General features: G+C 67.1%; 24 protein-coding genes. 15 read left to right on the top strand and 9 right to left on the bottom strand.

Features of this window, described 5'->3' with window-relative positions; all coding sequences use genetic code 11:
- The first annotated feature begins 48 nt into the window (after window positions 1-48).
- From dnaE to ACJJV7_RS05525, 5 genes are all read left to right on the top strand, one after another.
- A complete protein-coding gene (gene dnaE, locus ACJJV7_RS05545; protein ID WP_405372671.1) occupies window positions 49-3,567 on the top strand; it encodes a DNA polymerase III subunit alpha in 3,519 nt (1,172 codons plus the stop codon).
- Window positions 3,568-3,628: 61 nt separating this feature from the next.
- Window positions 3,629-4,789 (top strand): hypothetical protein, encoded by a 1,161-nt coding sequence (locus tag ACJJV7_RS05540; protein WP_405372672.1) that lies wholly within the window; start codon window positions 3,629-3,631, stop codon window positions 4,787-4,789.
- A gap of 19 nt (window positions 4,790-4,808) precedes the next feature.
- On the top strand, window positions 4,809-6,110 hold the full coding sequence (hisD, locus tag ACJJV7_RS05535; RefSeq protein ID WP_405372673.1) for a histidinol dehydrogenase: 1,302 nt from the start codon (window positions 4,809-4,811) through the stop codon (window positions 6,108-6,110).
- Between the two features lie 12 nt (window positions 6,111-6,122).
- Entirely contained in the window at window positions 6,123-6,596 is a 474-nt protein-coding gene (gene nrdR / locus ACJJV7_RS05530; protein ID WP_405372674.1) for a transcriptional regulator NrdR, read from the top strand.
- Between the two features lie 58 nt (window positions 6,597-6,654).
- Window positions 6,655-7,689 carry a quinone-dependent dihydroorotate dehydrogenase gene (locus ACJJV7_RS05525; RefSeq protein ID WP_405372675.1) on the top strand — a complete coding sequence of 345 codons (1,035 nt, stop codon included), beginning with the start codon at window positions 6,655-6,657 and terminating at the stop codon, window positions 7,687-7,689.
- 15 nt (window positions 7,690-7,704) lie between these two features.
- Here the strand turns inward: ACJJV7_RS05525 and ACJJV7_RS05520 are convergent, their stop codons facing one another.
- A complete protein-coding gene (locus ACJJV7_RS05520) occupies window positions 7,705-8,259 on the bottom strand; it encodes a DUF3043 domain-containing protein (RefSeq protein ID WP_405372676.1) in 555 nt (184 codons plus the stop codon).
- Window positions 8,260-8,309: 50 nt separating this feature from the next.
- On the opposite strand from ACJJV7_RS05520, the gene ACJJV7_RS05515 reads away from it, so the two are divergent.
- From ACJJV7_RS05515 to ACJJV7_RS05490, 6 genes are all read left to right on the top strand, one after another.
- Complete coding sequence (locus ACJJV7_RS05515; protein ID WP_405372677.1) at window positions 8,310-9,704, top strand: dipeptidase; 1,395 nt, start codon at window positions 8,310-8,312, stop codon at window positions 9,702-9,704.
- Window positions 9,705-9,786: 82 nt separating this feature from the next.
- On the top strand, window positions 9,787-10,146 hold the full coding sequence (gene erpA, locus ACJJV7_RS05510; protein WP_405372678.1) for an iron-sulfur cluster insertion protein ErpA: 360 nt from the start codon (window positions 9,787-9,789) through the stop codon (window positions 10,144-10,146).
- A gap of 116 nt (window positions 10,147-10,262) precedes the next feature.
- Complete coding sequence (gene coxB, locus ACJJV7_RS05505; protein ID WP_405372679.1) at window positions 10,263-11,165, top strand: cytochrome c oxidase subunit II; 903 nt, start codon at window positions 10,263-10,265, stop codon at window positions 11,163-11,165.
- The gene (gene ctaD / locus ACJJV7_RS05500; protein WP_405467825.1) at window positions 11,165-12,907 is read left to right on the top strand and encodes a cytochrome c oxidase subunit I; all 1,743 of its coding nucleotides are present in this window, start codon (window positions 11,165-11,167) and stop codon (window positions 12,905-12,907) included. Before coxB ends, ctaD begins: the two co-directional genes overlap by 1 nt.
- Entirely contained in the window at window positions 12,907-13,341 is a 435-nt protein-coding gene (locus tag ACJJV7_RS05495) for a cytochrome c oxidase subunit 4 (protein WP_405372681.1), read from the top strand. The genes ctaD and ACJJV7_RS05495 overlap by 1 nt, the downstream gene beginning before the upstream one ends.
- Before the next feature lie 7 nt (window positions 13,342-13,348).
- Window positions 13,349-14,146 carry a PP2C family protein-serine/threonine phosphatase gene (locus ACJJV7_RS05490; RefSeq protein ID WP_405372682.1) on the top strand — a complete coding sequence of 266 codons (798 nt, stop codon included), beginning with the start codon at window positions 13,349-13,351 and terminating at the stop codon, window positions 14,144-14,146.
- A gap of 62 nt (window positions 14,147-14,208) precedes the next feature.
- Here ACJJV7_RS05490 and ACJJV7_RS05485 read toward each other — a convergent pair whose 3' ends face one another.
- The 5 genes from ACJJV7_RS05485 to ACJJV7_RS05465 form a co-directional block, all read right to left on the bottom strand.
- On the bottom strand, window positions 14,209-14,634 hold the full coding sequence (locus tag ACJJV7_RS05485; protein WP_405372683.1) for a rhodanese-like domain-containing protein: 426 nt from the start codon (window positions 14,632-14,634) through the stop codon (window positions 14,209-14,211).
- 77 nt (window positions 14,635-14,711) lie between these two features.
- On the bottom strand, window positions 14,712-16,544 hold the full coding sequence (locus tag ACJJV7_RS05480; RefSeq protein WP_405372684.1) for a cytochrome bc complex cytochrome b subunit: 1,833 nt from the start codon (window positions 16,542-16,544) through the stop codon (window positions 14,712-14,714).
- Window positions 16,541-17,614: a Rieske 2Fe-2S domain-containing protein gene (locus ACJJV7_RS05475; protein ID WP_405372685.1), complete on the bottom strand. Its 1,074-nt coding sequence runs from the start codon at window positions 17,612-17,614 to the stop codon at window positions 16,541-16,543. Before ACJJV7_RS05475 ends, ACJJV7_RS05480 begins: the two co-directional genes overlap by 4 nt.
- 39 nt (window positions 17,615-17,653) lie before the next feature.
- Complete coding sequence (locus ACJJV7_RS05470; RefSeq protein ID WP_405372686.1) at window positions 17,654-18,454, bottom strand: c-type cytochrome; 801 nt, start codon at window positions 18,452-18,454, stop codon at window positions 17,654-17,656.
- A 22-nt stretch (window positions 18,455-18,476) separates the two neighbouring features.
- On the bottom strand, window positions 18,477-19,121 hold the full coding sequence (locus ACJJV7_RS05465) for a heme-copper oxidase subunit III (protein ID WP_405372687.1): 645 nt from the start codon (window positions 19,119-19,121) through the stop codon (window positions 18,477-18,479).
- A gap of 123 nt (window positions 19,122-19,244) precedes the next feature.
- Here ACJJV7_RS05465 and trpD point away from each other — a divergent pair, with 123 nt between their 5' ends.
- Window positions 19,245-20,297 carry an anthranilate phosphoribosyltransferase gene (gene trpD / locus ACJJV7_RS05460; RefSeq protein ID WP_405372688.1) on the top strand — a complete coding sequence of 351 codons (1,053 nt, stop codon included), beginning with the start codon at window positions 19,245-19,247 and terminating at the stop codon, window positions 20,295-20,297.
- A gap of 69 nt (window positions 20,298-20,366) precedes the next feature.
- Window positions 20,367-21,359, top strand: coding sequence for a PHP domain-containing protein (locus ACJJV7_RS05455; protein ID WP_405372689.1), 993 nt, complete (start codon window positions 20,367-20,369; stop codon window positions 21,357-21,359).
- 3 nt (window positions 21,360-21,362) lie between these two features.
- On the opposite strand, the gene ACJJV7_RS05450 is transcribed toward ACJJV7_RS05455, so the two are convergent.
- The 3 genes from ACJJV7_RS05450 to ACJJV7_RS05440 form a co-directional block, all read right to left on the bottom strand.
- Complete coding sequence (locus tag ACJJV7_RS05450; RefSeq protein ID WP_405372690.1) at window positions 21,363-22,280, bottom strand: 5'-3' exonuclease H3TH domain-containing protein; 918 nt, start codon at window positions 22,278-22,280, stop codon at window positions 21,363-21,365.
- A 16-nt stretch (window positions 22,281-22,296) separates the two neighbouring features.
- Complete coding sequence (locus ACJJV7_RS05445; protein ID WP_405372691.1) at window positions 22,297-22,782, bottom strand: hypothetical protein; 486 nt, start codon at window positions 22,780-22,782, stop codon at window positions 22,297-22,299.
- A gap of 416 nt (window positions 22,783-23,198) precedes the next feature.
- On the bottom strand, window positions 23,199-23,729 hold the full coding sequence (locus tag ACJJV7_RS05440) for a hypothetical protein (protein WP_405372692.1): 531 nt from the start codon (window positions 23,727-23,729) through the stop codon (window positions 23,199-23,201).
- 192 nt (window positions 23,730-23,921) lie between these two features.
- On the opposite strand from ACJJV7_RS05440, the gene ACJJV7_RS05435 reads away from it, so the two are divergent.
- Window positions 23,922-24,233: a YchJ family protein gene (locus tag ACJJV7_RS05435; protein WP_405372693.1), complete on the top strand. Its 312-nt coding sequence runs from the start codon at window positions 23,922-23,924 to the stop codon at window positions 24,231-24,233.
- Between the two features lie 143 nt (window positions 24,234-24,376).
- Window positions 24,377-25,828, top strand: coding sequence for a 30S ribosomal protein S1 (gene rpsA, locus ACJJV7_RS05430; protein ID WP_405372694.1), 1,452 nt, complete (start codon window positions 24,377-24,379; stop codon window positions 25,826-25,828).
- The last annotated feature ends 17 nt before the right edge of the window (window positions 25,829-25,845 follow it).

Below are 25,845 nucleotides of genomic sequence, written 5' to 3'. Positions count from 1 at the left end.
TGCCGGGGGCTCGGCCGCAGGGTCGGGCGCTGCTCGTAGACTCGTCGGGTGGCATCAGACTCCTTCGTTCATCTGCACGTGCACAGCGAGTACTCGATGCTCGACGGTGCGGCCAAGATCGGCGCGATGACGCAGGCCGCCGCCGATTACGGGATGCCGGCGATCGCCGTCACCGATCACGGCAACACCTTCGCGGCGTTCGAGTTCTACCGCGCGGCGAAGTCGGCTGGGGTCAAGCCGATCATCGGCCTCGAGGCGTACGTCACCCCCGGCACCCACCGCAGCGACAAGTCGCGCGTGACGTGGGGCTCGCCCGATCAGAAGAGTGATGACGTCTCAGGCTCGGGCGCGTACACCCACATGACGATGTGGAGCCAGAGCACCGAGGGGATGCACAACCTCTTCCGTCTCAGCTCGCGCTCGAGCATGGAGGGGTACTACTTCAAGCCGCGCATGGACCGCGAGCTGCTTCAGACGTACGGCAAGGGCCTGATCGCGACGACCGGATGCCCCTCGGGCGAGGTCCAGACGCGTCTCCGGCTCGGCCAGTACGACGCCGCCCGGGCCGCGGCGGCCGAATTCCAGGACATCTTCGGCAAGGAGAACTACTTCGCCGAAATCATGGACCACGGGCTCTCGATCGAGCGCCGAGTCATGACCGACCTCATCCGGTTGTCCAAGGATCTCTCCATTCCTCTCGTCGCCACGAACGACTCGCACTACACGCATCAGCACGAGGCAGACGCGCACGAGGCGCTGCTCTGTGTGCAGTCCGGTTCCACGCTCGATGATCCGGGCCGCTTCAAGTTCGACGGCGACGGCTACTACATCAAGACCGCGCAGGAGATGCGCCAGCTCTTCCGGGACCACCCCGAGGCGTGCGACAACACGTTGCTCATCGCGGAACGCTGCGAGGTCGAGTTCAACGAGTCGGCGAACTACATGCCGCGCTTCCCCGTGCCCGACGGCGAGACCGAGGACAGCTGGCTGATCAAAGAGGTCGAGAACGGCCTCCAGTTCCGCTACCCGGGCGGCATCCCCGATCGCGTGCGCAAGCAGGCGGAGTACGAGACCGGAATCATCCTGCAGATGGGCTTCCCGGGGTACTTCCTCGTCGTCGCCGACTTCATCAACTGGGCGAAGGACCACGGCATCCGCGTCGGGCCCGGCCGCGGCTCGGGTGCCGGCTCGATGGTCGCCTACGCGATGCGGATCACCGATCTCGACCCCCTCGAGCACGGCCTCATCTTCGAGCGCTTCCTCAACCCCGACCGCGTGTCCATGCCCGACTTCGACGTCGACTTCGACGATCGTCGCCGCGGCGAGGTCATCGACTACGTGACCGAGAAGTACGGCTCCGAGCGTGTGGCTCAGATCGTCACCTACGGCACCATCAAGTCGAAGCAGGCCCTGAAGGATGCCGGTCGCGTCCTCGGCTTCCCGTTCTCGATGGGGGAGCGGCTCACCAAGGCGATGCCGCCGCCCGTCATGGGCAAGGACATGGAGCTCGGGGGCATGTTCGACCCGAAGCACCCCCGGTACAAGGAGGCCAGCGAGTTCCGCTCGCTCGTCGACACCGACCCCGACGCGAAGACCGTCTTCGACCGCGCGATCGGGCTCGAGGGTCTGAAGCGCCAGTGGGGGGTGCACGCGGCCGGCGTGATCATGTCCTCCGAGCCGCTGCTCGACATCATCCCGATCATGCGTCGCGAGCAGGACGGTCAGATCGTCACGCAGTTCGACTACCCGTCGTGCGAGACCCTCGGCCTGATCAAGATGGACTTCCTCGGGCTGCGCAACCTGACGATCATCTCGGACGCGCTCGATAACATCCGATCCAACCGCGGCGAGGAGCTCGATCTCGACAAACTCGCCCTCGACGATCGCCCCGCGTACGACCTCCTCACCCGGGGTGACACCCTCGGCGTCTTCCAGCTCGACGGCGGACCGATGCGGTCGCTGCTGCGCCTGATGAAGCCCGACAACTTCGAAGACATCTCGGCCGTCATCGCGCTGTACCGCCCGGGTCCGATGGGTGCGAACTCGCACACGAACTACGCGCTCCGCAAGAACGGCCTGCAGCCGATCACCCCGATCCATCCCGAGCTCGAGGAGCCGCTGCGCGACATCCTCGACACGACCTACGGCCTGATCATCTATCAGGAGCAGGTCATGGCGATCGCTCAGAAGGTCGCCGGATTCTCGCTCGGACAGGCCGACATCCTCCGCCGCGCGATGGGCAAGAAGAAGAAGTCCGAGCTCGACAAGCAGTACGAGGGCTTCTCCGGGGGAATGAAGGACCGGGGTTTCGGCGAGGCGGCGATCAAGTCGCTCTGGGACATCCTGCTGCCCTTCTCCGACTACGCCTTCAACAAGGCGCACTCGGCTGCCTACGGCCTCGTGTCGTACTGGACGGCGTACTTGAAGGCGCACTATCCCGCGGAGTACATGGCCGCGCTCCTGACGAGCGTCGGCGATGCGAAGGACAAGCTCGCGGTGTACCTCAATGAGTGCCGCCGCATGGGCATCCAGGTCCTCCCTCCCGACGTCAGCGAATCCATCCGGTACTTCGCCGCCGTCGGGGAGGACATCCGCTTCGGGCTCGGAGCGGTGCGAAACGTCGGCACCAACGTCGTCGACGGCATCGTGACCGCTCGCGCCGACGGGAAGTACACGACGTTCCACGACTTCCTGTCGCGCGTCCCCGCCCACGTCGCGAACAAGCGCACGGTCGAGTCCCTCATCAAGGCGGGCGCCTTCGACTCCCTCGGGTCGACGAGGCGCGCACTGATGGAGATCCACGAGGACGCGACCGAGCAGGCCGTGCTCGACAAGCGTCGCGAGGCGAACGGCGAGGTGGGCTTCGACTTCGACAGCCTCTGGGGCGACGACGAGCCCCATCAGGTCGCCCGTGTGCCCGAGCGCCCCGAGTGGACCAAGAAGGACAAGCTCGCATTCGAGCGCGAGATGCTTGGCCTCTACGTCTCCGACCATCCGCTCGCGGGTCTCGAAATCCCCCTGGCGAAGCACGCCTCCACCTCGATCCACGACCTGCTCGTGTCCGAGGACATCAACGACGGCGACCAGGTCATCATCGCGGGACTCGTCACGAGTGTGCAGCACCGGGTGGCCAAGCAGAGCGGCAACCCCTACGGCATGATCACCGTCGAGGATTTCGACGGCGAGGTCACCGTGATGTTCATGGGGAAGACCTACACCGAGTACCAGTCGATGCTCGTGTCCGACGCGATCCTGGTGGTCCGGGGTCGGGTCTCGCAGCGCGACGACGGCCGCAACCTCCATGGTCAGGCCGCATTCACGCCCGATCTGGGCGCGGTCGACGCCGCCGGTCCTCTCGTGCTCGTCGTTCCCGAGCAGCGGGCGACCGAGACGACGATCGGGCAGCTGGCAGCGGTTCTCGACCGGCATCCGGGGTCGACCGAGGTGACCCTCAAGCTCCACCGAGGCGGTACGGCGAAGGTGTTCGAAGTTCCGGCGCAAGTGAAAGTCACCGTCGATCTCTACGGCGAGTTGAAAGGTCTGCTCGGCCCGCAGTGTCTCGGCTGACTCCGCAACCCGGCCGGGTAGGATCGCAGGCGGCGCGATCTGCGCCCGTGGAAGGAGCATCGTGACCGACGAGAAGACGACACCCCAGGACCCGCAGGACCCTGCGTTCGGGGGTGACATCGAGGACACCGTCGTGCGGATGCCCGACGCGACGTCGGATCCGGCTGCGTCGGGCGGTGCCACCGAATCGTACGATCGCGACACGTTCGCCTCGGGCTACGCGGATGCCGACGGCGCGGGCACTGTCGCAGCGGACGCGCCTGCCGACGACGCCCCGCGGGGCGATGCGCCGCGGGGCGAGGCCACCGCCATCTTCGCCACGGAGGAGCACGCCGCCGAGGAGCCGATCGCGCCTGCTGCGCACACGACCGGCGCCTCCGATGCGGCCGTCTCCGACGACGGCGTGCCGCACCAGTACGGCATCGGGCCCTTCTCGCTCCGTGAGGTCTCGCTCCTGGGCGTCTGGGCGCTCGCATTCCTTTTCTCGTTCTTCCCGCTGTGGGCAGACTCGTCGATCGGCGGAGTGATCGCCGGCGGCGCCACTGTGTGGACCACCGGCATCGACTGGGTGCTCGCCATCGGTGCGCCCACGGTCGCCGTGTTCCTCATCGTGCTCCGGCGCTTCTCTCCGGACGGCATCCGGCGTGTCGGATCCCTCGGGATCGACCAGTTCGCGTCGGTGGCCTTCTCCGTCGCGGCCGTGCTCTGGCTCAGCTGGCTGTGGGCCGGTATCGCGCGCGGCATCGCCACGGGCTACTGGCTGAGCAGCTGGGTGGTGTGGGTCGAGGTCTTCCTCTTCCTCGCCACGCTCGCGCTCACGGTCTTCGCGCCGATCATCCCCCCGTTCCACGAGGACTTCCTGCACCGCACCGAGCGCGTCGCGCACCGCGTCGCCCGAGGCGCTCGTCCCGTCGTCGCCCGCCCGCTCTCGGACGCGCGGTTCACCATGGCCGCTCCCTCGGTCGACCCGGAGCCCGCCCCCGCCGGCGACCCCATCGACGACGACGAGCCCGCTCCCATCTCCGCTCCCGCCATGCAGGCGTTCTGGGCGCTCTCCCCGGTCGACCGTGATGTGGTGGACGAGAACGGCATCCCGCTGTTCCGCGTCGGTCCGACGGCCTGGGCCCTCGTGATCGAGGATCGTGGCGACAGCTTCGTGATCCGCCACGAGGACGGCCGGATCGGGTATCTGACCGACATCTCCGGCGTGACGCGCGGCTGAGCCCCGGTAGCCTGGAGGGATGCTCCGCACCATCGACCTCCGAGGCCGCGCGACCACACCCGACGAGTTGCTGGCTGAGGTTCCGCGTGCCGGCGCCGCCCGAGACGAGGCTCTCGCGGCGGCCGCCGGCATCGTGGCAGACGTCGTCACGCGCGGCGCCGAGGCGCTGCGCGACCAGGCGACCCGCTTCGACGGGGTGTCCGGGCATGAGATCCGGGTGCCCTCCGCGCACCTCGACGAGGCGCTCGACTCGCTCGATCCCGCGATCCGGGCTGCTCTGGAGACGGCGATCGAGCGGGTCCGTCGCGCATCCGCCGCTCAGGTTCCGCCCCGCGTCGTGACCGAGATTGCGCCGGGTGCGCGCGTCGAGCAGCACTGGCGGCCCGTCCGCCGGGTGGGCGTGTACGTCCCGGGCGGCAAGGCCGTCTACCCCTCGAGCGTCGTGATGAACGTCGTGCCGGCCCAGGTCGCCGGAGTCGCGCAGGTCGCCTTGGCCTCGCCCGCGCAGCGCGAGTTCGGCGGCAGAGTGCACCCCGTCATCCTGGCCGCGGCGAAGCTCCTCGGCGTGACCGAGGTGTATGCGATGGGTGGCGCCGGCGCGATCGGCGCCTACGCCCATGGCGTCGCCGATATCGGGCTCGAGCGCGTCGATGTCATCTCCGGACCGGGCAACAACTTCGTCGCCCTCGCGAAGCGCGTCGTCGCGGGCGTCGTCGGCACCGACTCCGAGGCGGGCGCCACCGAGATCCTCATCGTCGCCGACGACTCCGCCGATCCGGTCCTGGTCGCCGCAGACCTCGTCAGCCAGGCGGAGCACGACGAGCAGGCCGCCGCCGTGCTGGTCACGCCGTCGGCACGGCTCGCGGATGCCGTTGCCGCGGCGGTCGCGGAGCGTGTGGCATCCACCCACCACCGCGACCGTGTCACCGAAGCCCTGGCCGGTCCGCAGTCCGCGATCGTCCTGGTCGACGACGTGGCAGCGGCCACCGAGTTCAGCAACGCGTACGCCCCGGAGCACCTCGAGCTGCACCTGGAGGACCCGCGGCCCGAGGACTACGTCAACGCCGGCGCCGTCTTCGTCGGGAAGTGGACGCCCGTGAGCCTCGGCGACTACCTCGCGGGGAGCAACCACGTGCTGCCCACGGGCGGTCAGGCCCGCTACGCATCGGGCCTGTCGGCCTCGACCTTCCTGCGCCCGCAGCAGGTCATCACCTACGATCGCGATGCCCTCCAGGAGGTGCACGAGGCGATCGTCACCCTCTCGACCGCCGAGGTGCTGCCCGCGCACGGCGACGCGGTGACGGCGCGTTTCGACGCGTAAACTGGACCCGCCATGCATTGCCCCTTCTGTCGTCACTCCGACTCCCGCGTCATCGATTCGCGCACGAGCGATGACGGTCTCAGCATCCGACGTCGTCGCCAGTGTCCGGAGTGCGGAGGTCGGTTCTCGACCATCGAGACGGCCAGCCTGAACGTGATCAAGCGCTCCGGTGTGATCGAGCCGTTCAGCCGCGAGAAGGTCATGTCAGGCGTCCGCAAGGCATGCCAGGGCCGGCCCGTCACGGAAGCCGATCTCGCCGTCCTGGCCCAGGCCGTCGAAGAGGCCGTGCGTCAGACCGGGGTCTCGCAGATCGACACGAACGAGATCGGCTTGGCGATTCTCGGTCCGCTCCGCGCGCTCGACGAGATCGCGTTCCTCCGTTTCGCGAGCGTCTACCAGGCGTTCGAATCGCTCGACGACTTCGATACGGCTATCGCCCAGCTTCGTGCGGATGAGGCGCAGAAGGCCCAGCGCACCGACATCTGACCAGCGCACCGATCTCGGCATCGGGCGGCGCGCCGGCGCGCCTCTAGGCTAGGGGGCGATGTATCGCCTCCTTTTCTCCCTCGTCCTGCGCCGCTTCGATCCTGAGACCGCGCACCACCTGGGCATGGTCGTTGTCCGGGTAGCCGGACTGCGGTTCGTCTCTCCGCTGGTGCGAAAAGCGACCCGTCCCGACGAGAGCCTTCGCACTTCCGCCCTCGGACTCGACTTCGAGTCACCGTTCGGGGTTGCCGCGGGATTCGACAAGAACGCCGTCGGCGCCATGGGCCTGTTCGCGCTCGGCTTCGGTCACATCGAGGTCGGCACGGTGACGGCCGTCCCGCAGGACGGGAACCCCCGGCCACGTCTGTTCCGCCTCATCGAGGATCGCGCTCTCATCAATCGCATGGGTTTCAACAACCGGGGCGCGGCTGCGGCCGCCGCACGGTTGCGCCGGATGCGGCGTCGGTCCCCGCGTCCTGTCCTGGGTGCGAACATCGGCAAATCCCGCGTCGTGGATGTGTCCGACGCGATCGCCGACTACGTCGCGAGCACGGCGCTCGTCGCCCCGGTCGCCGACTATCTCGTCGTCAATGTCTCATCGCCCAACACCCCGGGGCTCCGGGGACTGCAGGCCGTCGAAACGCTGCGCCCGCTGCTCCGAGCCGTTCGCGATGCGGCGGGAACGACTCCGCTCCTTGTGAAGATCGCCCCGGACCTGACCGACGACGAGGTCGACGGCATCGCTCGGCTCGCCGTCGACGTCGGGCTGGCCGGCATCGTCGCGACCAATACGACGATCTCCCGGGACGGCCTCATCGCCGACGCCGAGACCGTCGCCGCGATGGGAGCGGGAGGGCTGTCCGGCGCACCCCTGAAAGCGCGATCCCTGGAGGTCCTCCGCCGCGTGCGGGCGGCGGTTCCCGACGAGTTCTGCGTGATCGCAGCCGGGGGAGTGGAGACAGCCGCCGATGTGTCGGAGCGACTTGCCGCCGGCGCCGATCTCGTCCAGGGCTACAGCGCGTTCGTCTTCCGGGGGCCGCTCTGGGCGCGCGAGATCAACCGCGACCTCGCGCGCATGCGTTCGTCGGTGTGACCGTCGTCGCTCGGCTCAGACCGGATACGCGCCGCGCTTGACCTGCGGCTTCGGCAGTCGCATGAAGCGCATCTGGACCGACCGCATCGCGGCGTACCAGCCGAGACCCTTCTCGCGCCGGTCGCCCCACTTGACGGCCGCCAGCTTCTTCACCTTGCGGCTCAGCATGACCATGTCGGCGACGACGAACAGGATGTAGGCCCACAGCCCGACGTATGCGTAGAAGGCGATGGCCGGCACGAGCGATGCCAGGATGACCAGCACGAGAAGCGGCATCACGAGTTCACCGAAGTGCCAGCCGGCGTCGGTGTAATCGCGGGCGAACCGGCGCTGCGGCCCGCGGTCGCGGGGCGTGAGATAGCGCTCATCACCGTTCGCCATCCCGATGCGGGCCTTCTCGCGCTGCGCGGCGAGCTCGGTCTTGGCGCGTGCGCGTGCTTCCTTCGTGTTGGCGACGAGGGGACGTTTGCGGGCGGCCTCCTGCTCGGCGCGCGACGGCGTCGGGCGGTTCTTCCCCGCTCCGATCGGAGCGTCGGGGGTGGTGTCGGCAGGGGGCGGTGTCTTGGCCACGGGAGAGGGTCCTCGGATCGGCGAAAGGCGTTCACCATAAGATTACCCGCATGACTTCCGACACCTCCCGATCCGAATCGGTCCGCGAGGCGGGGCTCGCCGCCGTTCCCGCCGCGCTCGCGGATCTCGGCTCGCTCGTGCGCATTCCCTCCATCGCCTTTCCCGGTTTCGACCGTGCAGAAGTAGAGCGGAGCGCTGACGCCGTCCGTGCGCTTGTGGACGACCTCGCGATCTTCGATCGCGTCGAGGTGAAGAGCGCCGTCGTCCCCGAAACGGGAGAGCAGGGCATGCCCGCGGTCCTCGCGACACGAGCGGCGCGCAACGGTAAGCCGACGATCCTCCTCTACGCGCATCACGACGTGCAGCCGGTCGGCGACGAGGAGTTGTGGGAGTCGCCCCCGTTCGAGCCCACCGTTCGCGACGGCCGGATCTACGGCCGCGGTGCCGCGGACGACAAGGCGGGCATCATGGCGCACATCGGGGCCCTCCGAGCGCTGAAGGAAACGCTGGGGCAGGATTTCGATCTCGGCGTCAACCTGTTCTTCGAGGGCGAGGAGGAGGCGGGGTCCGCGTCGTTCGCCGCCTTCCTCGCCGAGAACGCCGACGCGCTCCGCGCCGACGTGATCGTGGTGGCGGACTCCGGCAACTGGGACTCCGTCACCCCCGCCCTGACCGTCTCCCTCCGGGGCAACGTCCGGTTCACCCTCGACGTCGAGACCCTCGAGCACGCCTCGCACTCCGGCATGTTCGGGGGAGCGGTGCCCGATTCGATGTTCGCGACCATCCGGCTCCTCGATTCGCTGTGGGACGAGGACGGCGCGGTCGCAGTTCCCGGTCTTCACGTTCGGGATGCCGCCACTCCCGCGTATTCGGAGGACACCCTCCGCAGCGAGGCGGGTCTGCCCGAGGGTGTCTCGCCGATCGGACGCGACGCGATCCTGAGTCGGATGTGGAACAAGCCCTCGGTGACGGTGACCGGCATCGACGCGCCGAGCGTCCGGAACGCCTCGAACACGTTGTCGCCGAAGACGACCGTCGTCCTCAGCACCCGCATCGCTCCGGGCCAGCGCGCCGCCGACGCGTATGAGGCGATCGCGTCCCACCTTCGAGCTCACGCCCCCTTCGGCGCGCAGCTCACCTTCCGCGACGTGGACTTCGGCGACCCGTTCCTGGTCGACACCTCCGGCTGGGCCGTCACTCAGGCCAAGGACGCTCTCCGCGCCGGGTACGGCGTGGAGCCGGTCGATATCGGCATCGGCGGGTCCATCCCCTTCATCGCCGACCTCGTCCGCGAGTTCCCGGCGGCGCAGATCCTGGTGACCGGAGTGGAGGATCCGCACGCCCGCGCGCACAGCCCGAACGAGTCGCTCCACATCGAGACGTTCCGCGCGGCCCTCATATCAGAGGCTCTCCTGCTCGAAAGCCTCGACGCGACCGTCCTGTGACCTCGAGGCGGCGTAGAATCACAAGAGCACGCCGCCCCCGCTTCTGAAAAAGCACTGGCGGCCCGACCACTCGGGGAGAGTCATGACCGACATCGCCACGCCGTCCACCGTCGCCCCTCACGGTGTCGCTCTCAGCGACGCCGCTGCCGAGAAGGTCAAGAGCCTTCTCCAGCAGGAGAACCGTGACGACCTTCGCCTCCGCGTCGCCGTCCAGCCCGGCGGATGCTCGGGTCTGATCTACCAGCTCTACTTCGATGAGCGCTTCCTCGACGGCGACCAGACGGTCGACTTCGACGGCGTCGAGGTCATCGTCGACGACATGTCGGTGCCGTACCTCGACGGTGCGAAGATCGATTTCAAGGACACGATCTCGGAGCAGGGCTTCACGATCGACAACCCCAATGCCGCCGGCAGCTGTGCCTGCGGCGACAGCTTCCACTGACCCACCCCCCAGGCCCCTCCTTTCGGCCGGACCATCCTGAACGGTTGGCCGGAATCGCTTGAGAGGTTGCCCTAGACTGGCATGAGTCTGACCTTCATGTCCCCGAAAGGTGCACCGTGCGCGTCAAACGCCGACTCCGATGGGCCGCCCTGCCGCTGGGTATCGCCGCTGCGATCACTCTGGCGGCGTGCAGCCCCACCACTGCGAACGGCTTCCTGCCCGGCTTCGACGAGGAGGGTGGGCAGGCCACCAATCACACCTCGATGATCGCCGGTCTGTGGACCACCTCGTGGATCGTCGTGCTGGCCGTCGGTGTCATCACGTGGGCTCTCATGGGTTTCGCCGCGATCGCCTACCGCCGTCGCCGTGGACAGTCCGGTCTGCCGGTGCAGCTGCGCTACAACATGCCGATCGAGATGTTCTTCACGATCACGCCGATCATCCTGGTGCTCGGGTTCTTCGCCTTCACTGCGCGTGACCAGGCGATCCTCGAAGACCAGTACGAGAACCCCGACGTCTGCATCACGGCCATCGGCAAGCAGTGGGCCTGGGACTTCCAGTACAACGGCACGAGCTGCGAGGCATCCGACGAGTCGGTCTGGACGATGGGCGTCCAGGCGCAGACGGATGCCGAGGGCAACGTCACGAACGAGATCCCCGAGCTCGTCCTTCCGGTGAACAAGGAAGTCAAGCTGAAGCTCGAGTCCCGTGACGTCATCCACTCCTTCTGGATCATCGACTTCCTCTACAAGAAGGACATGTACCCGGGACGCGACAACTACTGGTCGTTCACCCCCACCAAGGAGGGCGAGTTCGCCGGCAAGTGCGCCGAGCTCTGCGGCCAGTACCACTCGATGATGCTTTTCAACGTTCGTGTCGTCTCCGACGCGGAGTACCAGGAGTACCTGGCATCCCTGGAAGCAGCGGGCCAGACCGGAGACATCGACGATGTCTACGACCGCCTCCAGAACGCCCCCGGAACCGATGGGGCGAGCAACGCTGAGGGAGAGCAGAACTGATGGCGACCATCGCACCCCCGAAGCCGACCCTGCCCCCGCGGCAGGCTGCGCTGCTCACCAGCAGCCGTGTCGAGCACAAGGGAAACATCGTGGTGAAGTGGATCACGTCCACTGACCACAAGACGATCGGGTACATGTACCTCATCGCCTCGGTGCTCTTCTTCATGCTCGGTGGCGTGATGGCGCTGATCATCCGTGCGGAGCTCTTCGAGCCCGGCATGCAGGTGCTGCCCACGAAGGAGCAGTACAACCAGCTGTTCACGATGCACGGCACGATCATGCTGCTGATGTTCGCGACTCCGCTGTTCGCCGGTTTCGCCAACGCGCTCCTGCCGCTGCAGATCGGTGCTCCCGACGTCGCCTTCCCCCGTCTGAACGCGTTCGCCTTCTGGCTCTTCACGTTCGGTTCGACGATCGCCGTCGCAGGCTTCCTCACCCCTCAGGGTGCAGCGGCCTTCGGATGGTTCGCCTACCAGCCGCTCGCCGGCGAGAGCTTCTCCCCGGGCGCCGGTGGCGACCTGTGGATGCTCGGCCTCGGAATGAGCGGTTTCGGTACGATCCTCGGCGCCGTCAACTTCATCACGACGATCATGACGATGCGCGCCCCGGGCATGACGATGTGGCGGATGCCCATCTTCAGCTGGAACACCCTCGTCACCAGCATCCTGATCCTGATGGCCTTCCCGGTGCTCGCGGCGGCGATCCTCGCTGCGGCAGCGGACCGCATCCTCGGTGCGCACATCTACGATCCGGCCAACGGAGGCGTGCTCCTCTGGCAGCACCTGTTCTGGTTCTTCGGCCACCCCGAGGTCTACATCATCGCGCTCCCGTTCTTCGGGATCGTGTCGGAGATCTTCCCCGTCTTCAGCCGCAAGCCGATCTTCGGATACAAGACCCTCGTCTACGCCACCATCGCGATCGCCGCGCTCTCGGTCTCGGTGTGGGCGCACCACATGTACGTGACGGGCGCGGTGCTCCTGCCCTTCTTCGCGTTGATGACGATGCTGATCGCGGTTCCGACCGGTGTGAAGATCTTCAACTGGATCGGGACGATGTGGCGTGGGTCGATCACCTTCGAGACGCCGATGGTGTTCTCGCTCGGCTTCCTCGTGTCCTTCGTCTTCGGTGGTCTGACCGGCGTCATCCTGTCGTCGCCGCCCCTCGACTTCCACGTTCACGACTCGTACTTCGTCGTCGCGCACTTCCACTACGTGGTGTTCGGCACGGTCGTGTTCGCGATGTTCGCCGGGTTCTACTTCTGGTGGCCGAAGTGGACCGGGAAGATGCTCAACGAACGCCTCGGCCTCGTGCACTTCTGGCTCTTGTTCATCGGCTTCCACATGACCTTCCTCATCCAGCACTGGCTGGGTGCGGACGGCATGGTCCGCCGCTACGCCGACTACTCGGCCGCCGACGGATGGACGTGGCAGAACCAGGTCTCCACCGTGGGGTCCATGGTCCTCGCCGCCTCGATGGTTCCGTTCCTCCTGAACGTCTGGATCACCGCTCGCAAGGCGCCCCGCGTCACGGTCAACGACCCGTGGGGCTACGGAGGATCGCTCGAGTGGGCGACCAGCTGCCCGCCGCCGCGCCACAACTTCACGTCGATCCCGCGCATCCGCAGCGAGCGGCCCGCCTTCGACCTGAACCACCCCGAAGCCGGTATTCCGGTGGGCGTGGGCCCTGCGAAGGACGCGCCCGATGCTCCGGTCGTGGATCTGACGAACGGTGAGGTCAAGTAATGAAGGTCAATGTCAGCCTCTGGTGGGTGCTCTCTGCGTTCTTCGCGCTGGTCGCCGTCGTCTACACCGGATGGAGCATCCTCGCCCACCCCGACCTGGCATGGTTCAACGGCATTGAGTGGGTCGGCTCCGTCGCCCTCGTGTTCGTGACCGCCATGGCTGCGATGATCGGCTTCTACACGTCGCGGGTCGAGAAGGCTCAGGGCGGCGTGCTGCCCGAGGACTCGCTCACCGCCGACATCGACGATGGTGATCCCGAGATCGGTGAGTTCTCCCCGTGGTCGTGGTGGCCCATCGTGCTCGCCGGTTCCGCCGCACTGGCCTTCATCGGCCTCGCGGTAGGCGAGTGGATGGTGCCTGTGGGCATCGCCGTCTTCGTCGTCGCGATCGTCGGCTGGGTCTTCGAGTACTACCGCGGGTACTTCGCTCGCTGATCTGCCCATGCGCGTGAGAGCGGGGGCGGCGTCCGACGTCGGTGCGTACCGAGACGTCAATCAGGATGCCGCCTTCGCTGCGGCGTGGGGAGCAGCGGTCGCCGACGGCGTCGGCGGAGGGCCGTCCGGTGATCTGGCGTCCGCATCGCTCATCCACCGCCTCATCACCGCCCCGGGCCCCGTAGACAGCGCGGAGGTCCTCATCTCGCGCCTTCGCGGGGCGAACTGGGATCTCGGCGCGCACGTCCGCCGTGATCCTGCTCTATCGGGCATGGCAACGACGTTGACGGGTGTCTGGCTCACGACGGGCGGCGACCTTCTGCTGGCCCACACGGGCGACTCCCGCGGGTATCTGCTGCGAGACGGCATCCTGTCACGGCAGACACGCGACGATTCCTTCGTTCAAGAGCTCGTCGATCGGGGGTTGGTGCCGCCGGAAGACGCGTCCACGCATCCGCGCCGCAACATCATCACCGCATCGCTGGGCGGGCACGAGAACGACGTCGTGCGTGTTGAGACCCGCGACGCCCGCGTGGGCGATCGGTGGCTCCTGTGTAGCGACGGCCTGACGGACTACGTGCCAGAGGATGCCGTGGCGGAGATCCTCCGCGGTATGTCCGACCCCCAGGCAGCAGCTGCCCGCCTGGTCGAGTTCGGGCTCGGCGCCGCCTCCCGAGACAACATCACGGCTGTCGTGTGCGACGTGACGGCCGACACGGTTCCGCCCGGTGCCGTTCCGCTGCTGACGGGGTCAGCGGCATCCCGGTTTCCCGAGGTGATCGAAGCCGGGTGGGCGACCGCGTGATGCTCGATCCGTTCGATCCGTTCGATCCCTTCGATCCGTCGCGCTGAGGGCCTGAGGACGCGTCAGCGCGCCGAGGGCCGTACGACCATCACCAAAGGGTCGAACGTGCGGGGGAGCGGGCCTGAGGCGCCTTCGGTGGGGTATCCCTCGCGCACCCAGTATTCGTAGCCCCCGATCATCTCGCGGACGTCGTAGCCGAGTCGAGCGAACTCGAGGGCGGCCTTCGCGCCGGCGTTGCAGCCCGGGCTCCAGCAGTAGACCACAAGCGGCGTCGTCAGCGGCAGCATCTCGGACGCGCGTGCGGAGATCTCCCGATAGGGGAGGTGAACGGCGCCGGCAGCGTGTCCCTGGTCCCATGCCTCCGCGCTGCGGACATCGATGAGGGCGACGTCTTCGCCAGACTGGCGCGAGGCGTAGACGTCGCTCGGGTCGGTCTCACAGCGGAGTTTGGCTTCGAAGTAGGCGAGGACGGATGCGTTGGCGGTCACCCTGTCGACAGTACGGACGAACGAAAGCGGCGAGGGTGACCATTCGGTCAGCCCTCGCCGCTTTTCTGCCAGTGACCTCAGTCGTCGGTCGGCGAGCCCTTCGGCTTACCGGTCTGACCGTCGGTCTCGTCGGGGACGATGATGTTCGACGGGCGCACGGCGGTCTCGCTGTTGTGGCCGTCGTCGATGGGGCGAAGCGGGGCATCGGGGACACCGGCGCGCTCGTGAGCACCCTGGATCTCCGCGTTCTCCTCTTCCTGGATGTGGTCGAGCGTGTGGTGCTGGTGCGCCTCGGCCGCTTCGATCTCAGTCTGCGTGACCGGAGAGAGGCGGTCCTCGAAGAACCAGCGCGACAGTGCGGCACGCGCGTTTTGGTGCCACGCGATCCGACCCTTGTTGTTCGGTCGTACCACGAGCGGCTCGTTGATCTCGAAGTCGATCAGCTTCACACGCTCGTACGCGTCGACGGGCTGGTGCACCTCGATGAACTCGCCGCCGGGAAGCCGGACGATGCGGCCCGACTCGTAGCCGTGGAGCGCGATCTCGCGGTCCTTCTTCTGGAGAGCGAGAGCCATGCGCTTGGCCACGAAGTATCCGACCACCGGCCCCACGATGAGGAGCGCCTGGAGGGTGTGGATGACCCCTTCCATCGTCAGCGAGAAGTGCGTCGCGATGATGTCGGAGGAGGCTGCAGCCCAGAGGACCGCGTAGAAGATGACTCCGGCGACGCCGATCGCGGTGCGCGTCGGTGCGTGACGGGGACGCTGAGCGATGTGGTGCTCGCGCTTGTCGCCGGTGATCCACGCCTCGATGAAGGGGTAGATCGCGACGACGACGATGAACAGTGCCAGTCCCACGAGGGGGAACAGGATGCCGAACGACCAGGTGCGGTCGAACAGGACGATGTCGAGGTTCGACGGTGCCAGACGGAGAGCGCCGTCGGCGAAGCCGATGTACCAGTCAGGCTGCGTTCCCGCGGACACCGGGGAGGGGTCGTAGGGGCCGTAGTTCCAGATCGGGTTGATCGTGAACATCGAGGCGATGAGGACGATCACGCCGAACGTGATGAACAGGAAGCCGCCCATCTTCGACATGTAGATCGGGACCATCGGGTACCCGACGACGTTGTCGTTCGTGCGGCCCGGGCCTGCGTACTGCGTGTGCTTGTTGATGATCATCAGCATCAGGTGCACGACCAGCAGCCCGATGAGGATCAGCGGGATCAGCAGGATGTGCAGCGTGTACAGACGCCCGACGATCGCGGTGCCGGGGAACTCTCCGCCGAAGAGGAGGTACGAGGTCCACGTTCCGATCAGGGGGATGCCCTTGATCATGCCGTCGATGATGCGGAGGCCGTTACCCGAGAGCAGGTCGTCGGGAAGCGAATACCCGGTGAAGCCCTCGGCCATGGCGAGGATGAAGAGGATGAAGCCGACCACCCAGTTGAGCTCGCGCGGCTTGCGGAAGGCGCCCGTGAAGTAGATGCGCAGCATGTGCACACCGATCGACGCGACGAACAGCAGGGCCGCCCAGTGGTGGATCTGGCGCACCAGAAGTCCACCGCGGAGGTCGAACGAGATGTTCAGAGTGGACTCGAGAGCGGCCGACATCTCGATGCCCCGCATCGGCAGGTAAGCGCCGTTGTAGTGCGTCGGAGCCATCGAGGCCTCGAAGAAGAACGTGAGGAAGGTTCCCGAGAGGAACACGACCACGAAGCTCCACAGGGCGATTTCGCCCAGCATGAAGGACCAGTGGTCGGGGAAGATCTTCCGGCCGAGCTCCTTCACCAGGCCCGAGACGCTCGTGCGCTCGTCGATGTAATTGGCGGTGGCGCCGATGAAGCGACCGCCGAGGGCCTTGTCGGCCGCCTTCGCCTCGGGGGCGGGGGCGGTCTCAGTCGAGGTGCTCAATGACGCTCCCAGAAGCTCGGCCCGACGGGCTCTTCGAAGTCGCTCATGGCGACGAGATATCCGTCTGCATCCACTTCGATCGGAAGCTGCGGCAGCGGGCGTGCAGCGGGGCCGAAGATGACCTCCGCACCACGCGACACGTCGAACTGCGACTGGTGGCAGGGGCAGAGGAGGTGGTGGGTCTGCTGCTCGTACAGCGCCACCGGGCAGCCGACGTGGGTGCAGACCTTGGAGTAGGCGACGATGCCGTCGTACGACCATTCGAGGCGGTTGAACTCGGCGGGCAGCTGCTCCGGCAGCAGGCGCATCAGCAGGACGATCGCCTTGGCCTTCTCCTCGAGGTAGCCCTCGTCGTGCCCGAGGTCCTTGAGGGACTCCGGGATCACGTGGACGGCGGAGCCGAGCGCGACGTCGGCAGCACGGATGGGGAGGCCGGACGGGTCATGGGTGAGCCGCTCGCCCTTCTTCCACATCGTGTGCTTCAGGAGTGCGACGGGGTCGCCCACGAGGGGGTTCTCGGTGGAACCGTGCGGAGCGAGACCGCGGAACAGCGTGACACCGGGGATGATCGACGCGACGAGAGCGGCGATGAGCGAACCGCGGATCGCCGTGCGGCGTCCGAAGCCGGACTCCTCGTTCGCCAGGCGGAAGACGTCGACAGCAGACTCGCGGGTCGACTCCTGGCCGCGAGTGGCGTGACGAGCCTCGACGTGCTCGTGGTCGGGCATGATCGCCTTCGACCAGTGGATCGCTCCGATACCGAGCGCCAGCAGGGCGAAGCCGATGCCGAGGCCGATGTAGAGGTTGTTGCTGCGGATGTCGCCGAACTCGCCGCTCTCGATGGGGAAGAGCATGTAGGCGGCGACCGCCCACAGGCTGGCAGCCAGCGAGATGTAGAACAGCGTGTAGACCGTGCGGACCGCGCGCGTCATCGCCGCCGGGTCCTTGTCGGTCATGCGCTCACGGTGGGGCGGCAGGCCCGGGTTCTGCACGGGGTCGGCTACCGCGACAGCGAGCCCGGACGAGGGCGTGGCCCTCTCGAGCTCGAGCGGCTCTTCCTCGTGTGACATGGTGCTCCTCGAGTTGTAAATCTGAACGTCAGGGGGTGATCAGTTGGACTTCGCCGTGATCCACACGGTGATGCCGATCAGCGTTCCGATGCCGAAGATCCAGATGAAGAGACCTTCTGAGACGGGGCCGAGCGATCCGAGGGTGAAGCCACCGACCGGTTCGCTTTCCTGCAGGTACATGAGGGCCGAGATGATGTCGCGCTTCTCGTCCGTCGTGAGCGTCATGTCATTGAAGACCGGCATGTTCTGCGGTCCGGTGACCATGGCGGCGTAGATGTGGAGAGGGCTCGTCTCCGTCAGGGCGGGTGCGTATTTGCCCTCGGTCAGTGCACCGCCGGCTGCAGCGACGTTGTGGCACATCGCGCAGTTGATGCGGAACAGCTCCGCGCCCTCGGTCAGGTCGCCTTCGCCGTCGAGGACTTCCTCGTCGGGGTAGCTCGGGCCGGGGGAGACGGACTGCACCCAGGAGGCGATCGCTTCGATCTGCTCCTGCGTGAACTGAGGCGACTTCTGAGGCGCCTGCGGTCCCTGTGCCTGCAGCGGCATACGGCCGGTGGCCATCTGGAACTCGACCGACAGCTCGCCCACGCCGTAGAGCGAAGGGCCATCGGCGCTTCCCTCCATGTTGAGGCCGTGGCACGTTGCGCAGTTCGCCTGGAAGAGCTTCTTGCCGTCATCGACGGTGAGCTGCGTCTCCGTCTCAGACGGTGCAGTGGATGCCATCGCCGCGGATGCGCCCGCGTAGATGCCACCGGTCAGCAGGAGGCCGACGCCGATAAGCGCGGCTGCGGCCCACTTGCTGCGACGGCCGGTTTGCCGACGCGGGGTCTTCGATGCCATGAGGGAACAGCTCCGCTCTGAGTTACTTGACGAAGTAGATGACGGCGAACAGGACGAGCCAGACCACATCGACGAAGTGCCAGTAGTACGACACGACGATCGCGGAAGTCATCTCTTTCCGTCCGAAGTTCTTGACCGCGAAGGCGCGGCCGATGACCAGCAGGAAGGCGATGAGCCCGCCCGCCACGTGCAGGGCGTGGAATCCGGTCGTGATGTAGAACGCCGAGGCGTACGAGTCGGCGCTGATCGGCATCCCCTCGGTCACGAGAGTGGCGTACTCCCACACCTGACCGGAGACGAAGATCGCGCCCATGATGAACGACAGGAAGAACCACTCGACCATGCCCCATTGGCGGAAGTTCCAGATGGAGCCGCGCCGGTAGGGCTGGAAGCGCTCGGCCGCGAAGACGCCGGCCTGCGCGGTGAACGACGAGAGCACCAGGATGAGGGTGTTGACCGCGGCGAACGCGACGTTCAGGAGCTCGGTACGCTCGGCCCAGAGGCCCGGCGACGTGTTGCGGATGGTGAAGTAGATCGCGAACAGACCCGCGAAGAACATCACCTCGCTGCCCAGCCAGACGATCGTGCCAACGGCTACCGGGTCGGGTCGCTTCACCGAACGCAGTGCCTGGTTGTAGGTCGCAGGAGTGGTCGTCACACTCCCCATTATGAACGATATTCGGGGTGAGGTTTCGCATCCCTGAAGGTAGTTTGATCTTTCCGCGACGTAGGGGCCGCCTCAGGGCCCGCCGCGAGTGGCCTGACAGTCTCCTGAGTAGGATCGACACCCATGGCGCACATGTACTCCTGGCCCGAGATCCTCACGAGCGTGCTCGACCGGAATGATCTCAGCGTGTCGGAATCGACCTGGGCGATGCGTCAGGTGATGTCGGGGTCGGCGACGCCCTCCCAGCTCGCGGCTTTCCTGGTGGCGCTGCGGGCGAAGGGGGAGACGGTCGACGAGATCGTCGGCTTCCGGGACGCGATCCTCGAGGCGGCTGTCCCGCTTCCCGTGCCGGCCGAGGTGCTCGACATCGTCGGAACCGGCGGGGACCGCTTCGGAACGGTCAACGTGTCGACCACGGCGTCCATCGTGGTCGCCGCCGCAGGGATCCCGGTCGTCAAACACGGCAACCGCGCGTCGAGCTCGAAGTCCGGCTCGTCGGACGTCCTCGCCGCCCTGGGGATCGATCTGTCGCAGAGCCCTGAGCGCGTGGCATCCGTGTTGAGCGACGTCGGGATCACGTTCGCGTTCGCCTCGGCGTTCCACCCGGGTTTCCGGCACGCGGGCCCGACCCGCGCCGAGCTGGGCATCCCCACGGTCTTCAACTTCCTCGGCCCGCTCTGCAACCCGGCGCGCGCCGAAGCGAACGCCGTGGGAGTGGCTCAGCTCGACCGAGTCCCGCTCATCACGGGCGTCTTCCGTACGCGCGGCGCGACGGCGCTCGTCTTCCGCGGCGACGACGGGATGGATGAGCTCACCACGACGGGGCACAGCAGGGTGTGGGAGGTGAGTCGCGGCGATGTCCGCGAGCACGACCTCGACCCGCGGGATCTGGGCATCGCCCGAGCGGAGATCAGCGACCTGCTCGGCGGGGACGCGGCGCACAACGCCGCCGTCATCCATCGCGTGCTGCAGGGCGAGAAGGGCGCGGTGCGCGACATCGTGCTGCTCAACGCGGCGGCGGGCGTGGTGTCGTACCGGCTGTTCCAGGATGCCTCGCAGTTGCAGACCCCGTTCGTCGAGCGTCTCGCCGGCGCTCTGGCGGAGGTGTCGGCCGCGGTCGACACGGGTGCTGCGGCCGCGAAGCTGGAGCAGTGGATCGGCGCGTCGCAGGGCTGAGCGCCGTCGTCGCGTCTGCGCCTCAGGCGAGGGTGGTGGTGTGACGGGCCGCTCTGATCTGATGGGCTCATGGACCCCGTCGATGCGCTGACCGAGATCGCAGAGCTCCTCGAACGGGATCGCGCGTCCCGCTACCGGGCGAAGGCCTTCCGCGTCGCGGCTCGGACCGTCGCCGAGCTCTCGCCGGCCGAGCTCGCAGACACCTCGCGTCTTCGCGCACGGAAGGGCATCGGGGACTCCACCTTCGCCGTCATCACCGACGCCCTGTCGGGTGACGTGCCGCGGTACCTCGCGGAGTTGCGCGAGAAGGTTGCGCCACCGGTCGAGTCACGCCTTCGGGGCTCGCTGCGCGGCGACCTGCACTCGCACTCCGAGTGGTCCGACGGCACGACCCCGATCGGGGAGATGGCCGACGCCGCACGCGCACTCGGGCACGACTACCTCGCGTTGACGGATCATTCGCCGCGTCTTCGGGTCGCGCGGGGCCTTTCGTCGGAACGGCTCCGCGAGCAGATCGCATTGATTCCCGGGTTCTCGTCGGACGGCTTCCGGCTTCTCAGCGGCATCGAGGTGGACATCCTCGACGACGGTTCGCTCGACCAGGAGGATGGTCTTCTCGACGAGCTCGACATCGTCGTGGCATCCGCTCATTCGAAACTCCGCATGGAGCGGGGCCCGATGACGAGGCGACTGGTCGCGGCGGCCTCGAATCCGCGGGTCGACGTCCTCGGTCACGTGACGGGCCGACTCGTGAGCGGCTCGCGCGGGACGAGGCCGCCCTCGACCTTCGATGCCCGCGCGGTGTTCGAGGCCTGTCAGGCGCACGGCGTCGCGGTGGAGATCAACTCGCGTCCGGAACGCGAGGATCCGCCCGATGAGATGCTCGCGCTGGCCCTCGAGATCGGATGCCTGTTCTCGATCGACTCGGACGCCCACGCGCCGGGGCAGCTTTCGCTCCTCGATTACGGGGCTGAGCGGGCGGAGCGGGCCGGCGTGCCCGCCGACCGGATCGTGACCACGTGGCCGCTCGACCGCCTCATGGAGTGGACGCGCAGCCGCTGAGTGTCAGGTGCGGGAGGCGATGGCCTGCGCGGCACGCGTTGCCGATGAGCCGAGACCCCACACATCTGCGAACGCGGTGACCGCGTCGTCGTCGGGGGCGCGGAGCCTGGAGTCGGGTTCGGCGAGGTCGAGATCGCGCACGACGTTGACGACCGTCGGAGCAACGGCGAGGTAGTCGGCGGCGGCGAGGATCTTGCGCTGCACGCCCGCGCTCATTCCGGCGCCGTCCGCTGCCGCCGCGATGATGCTGTCGAGCGTTCCGTGGGTGGCCAGGAGCGTGGCGGCGGTCTTCTCGCCGACGCCGGCGACACCGGGGAGACCGTCGGACGCGTCTCCGCGCATGACGGCGAAGTCGACGTATTGGACCGGGAGGATGGCGTACTTCGAGGCGATGACCTCCTCGGTGAGGACTTCGAGGTTGCTCATTCCGCGTCCGGTGTAGATCACCCGCACGCCCGAGGCGTCGTCGACGAGTTGAAAGAGGTCGCGATCGCCGGTGATCACGTCGACCGGCATCTCGCTGCGCGTGGCGAGTGTGCCGATCACGTCGTCGGCCTCGTGATCGGAGGCGCCGACGACAGGGATGCCGAGCAGGTCGAGTGCTTCTCGGATGATCGGGATCTGAGCCTCGAGCGGATCGGGGACGACCTCGACGTCCGGCCCGGATGTCACGACCTCGGCGACGCGGTGCGTCTTGTAGCTCGGGATGAGGTCGACTCGCCACTGGGGTCGCCAGTCGTCGTCCCAGCAGGCGACCACGTGCGTCGGTTCATAGGTCGACACGAGCTTCGCGATCATGTCGAGGAGCCCACGGACGGCGTTGACCGGCCGGCCGTCGGGTGCTTTCACCGAATCGGGAACGCCGTAGAAGGCTCGGAAGTACAGGCTCGCGGTGTCGAGGAGCATGAGGCGGTCGGTCACGACCCCATCCTGGCACTCAGCAGCCCGGGCCGCCGGGGTCCTCGCGGCAGGTGCGTTCGACGAGCGCCGTCTCCACCTCGACCACCCGGATGCCGGTGGTCGCGCTCGGCACCGTGAGCAGCCCGTCGATCGGGAACCAGCCGAAGCCGGCGTCGCCCGCGGCGGCATAGCGCACGTCGACACGCGCGGTGTAGGTGCCGACGTCGTCGTAACTGTGGCTCGTCTCGGTCGCCGTGAACTGCGGCACTCCGAGCTCGGACCATTCTCGACCCGCGGTCGTCGACTCCCGCGTGGTGCCGTCGCCGTAGACGAAGAGGTACGAGACCGGAGTGAACCGCACCTGAACCGGCACGTCGAAGATCTCCGCGGACACCGTGTGCGTCTCCGCGTCGACGACGAAGTTGGTGGGCATGCCGACGACGCCGAGCCCCTCGGGCTCGCCAACCAGCGGGGGAGAGGCCGGGGCGAAGTCTGCGACGTCCGAGACGGTGGCGGTGGTCACGTCAGGCCGTTCCGGTTCCGGGGCGGGCACGGGGTCAGGTGTGTCAGCGCGCTCATTCCCCGGAATGGGGTTCGCGCCCGGCAGCGTGACGACGGTGCCGCACTCATCAGAGAACACGCACTGGCGATACCACTCGTCGCTGGTGAGCCCGCCCGGATAGAACGCGTCGGGATCCGGTGGCGGCGGGGGCGCGCTTCCGCCGCCACGGATGCCGCCATCTCCGCTGCCGCCTCGTCGACGGTCGGGTGACGGGCTCTCCCGCTCGGTGGAGTTCTGAGACGCTCCGATGGAGACGGATGAGCCGTTGTTCGAGGTCTGACAGTAGGTCCAGGCGGCGGAGCCCGCGCATCTGTTGTTGGTCGGAACAGCGGACGCTTGATGGGTGGCAGCCAGCGCAAGAGAGACAGCTGCAACGATTACGGCACGCACCTGTCGTCCTCGATTGCTTCGCTGTCGGTTATCAGGGCTCGCACCGTCGTCTTATTGGTAGCTGAGATACCTATCCGGAGCGCATACAAGTCAGGACGGACATCGCTGACTTGTGATTCACCTTCGCTATCGAGAACCTCGACCTCGGAGACATCCAGGCAGACGATGACTTCGTTGCGTGTGTCGCCGGCGTAGATGGCATCGATCCTTGTAACGCCTTCAACCGACCATCCGTCGGCGTGCATTTGGGTGAGTCCGCGCTTCTCCTGGTCTCTTGCGTCACCAGTTGTCAGGGCGTAGACGGGCTCGAACGTCGCCGGATCCGACAAGTCGACTGCGTTCAAGGCGGCGACATAGGCGCGATAGGTCTCCTCGGCGGCGGCGAAGGCCTCCTCCTCTGACGCGAAACCGGTGGGTGTCGGGGACGGAGCCGGAGCTGCAGGGGCGCACCCGCTCAGCAAAGCCGTCGCCATGGCCGCCGCGATCGCCCAGCTCCCGGTTACGCGCCCTCGTGTCATGCGACCACCGTAATCAGCTGGCCGCAACGGTGAGCCTGTTCTCCACAGGCCGTATGCTCGGGTGGCTCACGAGAAGGACGGGGGAGAGCGATGTCGTTCGGCTCAGCAGCATCCGTGTCTCGGGGACGTCGACCCGAAGCATCCGACCCCTGCCCGTGCGGTGCCCGCCTCTTCGGCGATTGCTGTGGGCCGGTGCTGGACGGCCACCCGGCTGGCGGCGCCGAGCAGCTCATGCGGTCTCGGTTCACGGCCTTCGCCCTCGGCGACACGCAGCACCTGACGGACAGTTGGTTTCCGCGCACGAGGCCCGACCGTGTGGACGTCGATGCCGCGATTCGGTGGGAGCGACTCGACATCGTCGAGGTCGACGAGGGCGCGCGGGAGGCATCCGTTCTCTTCCATGCGCAGTGGTGCGACGTCGCGTCGGGGGAGCGCGGCGTCATGGTCGAGCGGAGCCGCTTCGTGCACCGAGTCGGACGCTGGTTCTACGTCGACGCTGTCTGATAACCTAGAGCGTCACGCATGTGGTGCTTCTGGCATGCCTGTGCGACATCGCAACATCTTCCACCACGCCTTCGTCACTGCGCCGCGTCCGCGGTCATGTCGACGAGGCCCGACGACAACATCATCCAAGGACAACCCCCTACATGACTAACGCAACGACCGCCCCGGCCACCAAGCAGGTCGCCATCAATGACATCGGATCTGCTGAGGACTTCCTGGCCGCGGTCGAAAAGACCCTGAAGTTCTTCAACGACGGAGACCTCATCGAAGGCACCGTCGTGAAGATCGACCGCGACGAGGTGCTCCTCGACGTCGGCTACAAGACCGAGGGTGTCATCCCCTCCCGCGAGCTTTCGATCAAGCACGACGTCGACCCCAACGAGGTCGTTCACGTCGGCGACCAGGTCGAAGCCCTCGTTCTCCAGAAGGAGGACAAGGAAGGCCGCCTCATCCTGTCCAAGAAGCGCGCGCAGTACGAGCGTGCCTGGGGCGATGTGGAGAAGATCAAGGAGAACGACGGTGTTGTCACCGGTTCCGTGATCGAGGTCGTCAAGGGTGGACTCATCGTCGACATCGGCCTGCGAGGCTTCCTGCCCGCGTCGCTCATCGAGCTCCGCCGTGTCCGCGACCTCACCCCGTACCTCGGCCAGGAACTCGAAGCGAAGATCCTCGAGCTCGACAAGAACCGCAACAACGTCGTTCTGTCGCGCCGTGCTCTGCTCGAGCAGACCCAGTCGGAGTCGCGCTCCAACTTCCTCAACAACCTCCACAAGGGCCAGGTCCGCAAGGGCACGGTCTCGTCGATCGTCAACTTCGGTGCGTTCGTCGACCTCGGTGGCGTCGACGGTCTCGTCCACGTCTCGGAGCTCTCGTGGAAGCACATTGAGCACGCGTCCGAGGTCGTCGAGGTCGGCCAGGAGGTCACCGTCGAGATCCTCGAAGTCGACCTCGACCGCGAGCGCGTCTCGCTGTCGCTGAAGGCGACGCAGGAGGACCCGTGGCAGGTCTTCGCCCGCACCCACGCCATCGGCCAGGTTGCACCGGGCAAGGTCACCAAGCTGGTTCCGTTCGGCGCATTCGTTCGCGTCGCCGACGGCATCGAGGGCCTCGTGCACATCTCGGAGCTCTCCGGCAAGCACGTCGAGCTCGCTGAGCAGGTCGTCTCGGTCGGCGAAGAGGTCTTCGTCAAGATCATCGACATCGACCTCGAGCGTCGCCGCATCTCGCTGTCGCTCAAGCAGGCCAACGAGTCTGTCGACCCCAACGGAACCGAGTTCGACCCGGCTCTGTACGGAATGGTCACCGAGTACGACGAGAACGGCGAGTACAAGTACCCCGAGGGCTTCGACTCCGAGACCAACCAGTGGAAGGAGGGCTTCGACGAGGCCCGCCTTGCCTGGGAGGCCGAGTACGCTGCCGCGCAGGGTCGCTGGGAAGCTCACAAGGCTGCCGTCGCCAAGGCCCTCGAGGCCGAGGCTGCTGCTCCCGCCGAGACCGGCGGATCGACCTTCTCGTCCGACGTCGCCGGCGGCGCCGGCACGCTGGCCGATGATGAGGCGCTCGCTGCTCTTCGCGAGAAGCTGTCGGGTCGCTGATCCACGCATGATCATCT

It is taken from the genome of Microbacterium sp. Ld4, assembly GCF_045066555.1.
GTDB lineage: Bacteria > Actinomycetota > Actinomycetes > Actinomycetales > Microbacteriaceae > Microbacterium.
This window is presented reverse-complemented; position numbering and strand designations above follow the sequence as displayed.